This window comes from Bacteroides pyogenes DSM 20611 = JCM 6294, from assembly GCF_000428105.1.
GTDB lineage: Bacteria > Bacteroidota > Bacteroidia > Bacteroidales > Bacteroidaceae > Bacteroides > Bacteroides pyogenes.
In genome coordinates this window covers 1-1,889 of record NZ_KE386625.1, presented here as the reverse complement: position 1 = coordinate 1,889, position 1,889 = coordinate 1, and the positions used below count along the sequence as shown (strand labels likewise).

The following is a 1,889-nucleotide window of genomic DNA, read 5'->3' as shown; positions in this document are numbered from 1 at the left end:
CGTTGCATCAGGCTCAGCTGTACTCAATGTCTCAAAGATACTAAATCGGCCGGGATGATTACAAAAAAGGAGTAAACAAGTTGGCAAACCAGCCTACAAACTTTTTCCATGGGGAGCGTTTCTTCCAGAACTCGGGCGTCATTTCTGTGCATTGTCCGATGTCCGCCCGGAAAATATTGTTTAATTCGCCTGTGACTTGTTTGTCGAAAATGAACGCGTTCGTTTCGTAATCATAGCGCAGGCTGCGGCTGTTGAGATTGGCCGTGCCGACTGTGCAGAAAAGGTCGTCCACCATCATGATTTTGGAGTGGTGGAATCCGCCATTGTACATATAAACGGTTGCTCCCCTTTTCATCAATTTATGGAGTTTGTAGAGCGCAGCTTCGGGGGTGAAAGGGATGTCCGCCGCGGTAGAAACCATAATGGAAACGTTTACTCCTCGATCGATGGTTCTTTTTATTGCTTTGTTGATGGAGGAGGTCGGAACAAAATAGGGGTTTACGATGTGTACGTTCTTTTGTGCGGCATAGATGCTTACGGCGTAGGCGTGACTCAACATACGGTTGCTCTTCTTGGGAGTACGGTCGACGATGGCAACCACTATGCTGTCGTTCTCTTTGTGGAGAGGGAAATAAGCCGGTCCGCCGATGTTTTGTTTGGTTTGTTTGTTCCAGATTGCCAGGAAAATCTTTTGCAGTTCATCTACGGCATCTCCTTCAATGCGGATGTGCATGTCTCGCCATGTCCCGATTTTCGGGAGTCCTTTAATGTAGTAGTCGGCTATATTCATCCCTCCTGTATAGGCAACCTTTCCGTCGATAACGGCTATTTTACGATGATCGCGGTGCGCTGCATGGTTGATGTAGGGAAATGTAAACGGATCGAATTTCAATATTTCAATTCCTTGCTGACGTATTTTCTTGAGATGCTTTTTCTTGAGCGGACGATTGTTGGACCAATTGCCGAAAGCATCGAACATCGCGCGTACCTCCACACCCTCTTTGGCTTTTTGGGCCAGCAACTTAAACAGTTCATTGGCGATAGAGTCATTTCGAAAGTTGAAATATTCCAGATGAATGTGATGCCGGGCTCCTTCAATGACTTCAAACAGATCAACGAATTTTTCATGTCCGCTTTTTAGCAGCTTGATTTTATTGTTATTGCTAATAGGAATGCCGGATTGGGACAGGAAACGAAGCGTCAGAGAGTCGCTGGTCAAATTGATAGAGTCCCTGCGAATCGCCATTAAACTATCGATAACATCTGCCCGACTATGAGATAAGGATAGAACTAAAAATAAAACAAATGATAGTATGCGTGGCTTCAAAACGTTTCTCCTTGCTTTGGTTTACAAAAATCCAAAGATACAACAACTATAGTTAGGCACCCCTTCAAGAAAGAACCGATTTATTATAGTTTAACACTATTACCTGCTTATGCCGTGCTTGTAAGATGAAAAGCTTCGGAGACCGTTGCGGGATTATTCGCCTTATAATTATCTCTCTCTACATCGACCTTGTTCTTTCAGAAACAGTTTTTGAAAGGAGAATCCCTGTCGATGTCGGGGTGTATATATCGACACCGTGGGAAAGACGCATATTTCGATTAGTTTCCCATTGGAGGTGTGTCGTAATGCACGATGCACTTCCTTTTTTGTTCATCGCTATACAAATCGGTTCATTATCTTTAAGCTGCGATATTTTGAAGATTTCTTTGATTTATGTGTTTCCAGCACTTAAATAAAGCGGCAGTAAGCTCATAAAACAGCCTAATTAGCCAATCCATGCCTTCTTTTGTCATTTTTGCACACATCTTTTTTATATTGAAGGCAATGGCCAGGAAGGAAAAGTCCATAAAGACCTTGTCCTTTCCAAAATGTCTGAAACGTT

Annotated in this window: 1 protein-coding gene and 1 pseudogene; both read right to left on the bottom strand. The window is 43.3% G+C overall.

Features of this window, described 5'->3' with window-relative positions:
- Positions 1–58 precede the first annotated feature (58 nt).
- The gene (gene cls / locus C234_RS0114795) at positions 59–1,327 is read right to left on the bottom strand and encodes a cardiolipin synthase (protein ID WP_027326392.1); all 1,269 of its coding nucleotides are present in this window, start codon (positions 1,325–1,327) and stop codon (positions 59–61) included.
- A 359-nt stretch (positions 1,328–1,686) separates the two neighbouring features.
- Positions 1,687–1,889, bottom strand: a pseudogene (locus C234_RS16615) (IS1182 family transposase); the annotation flags it as partial.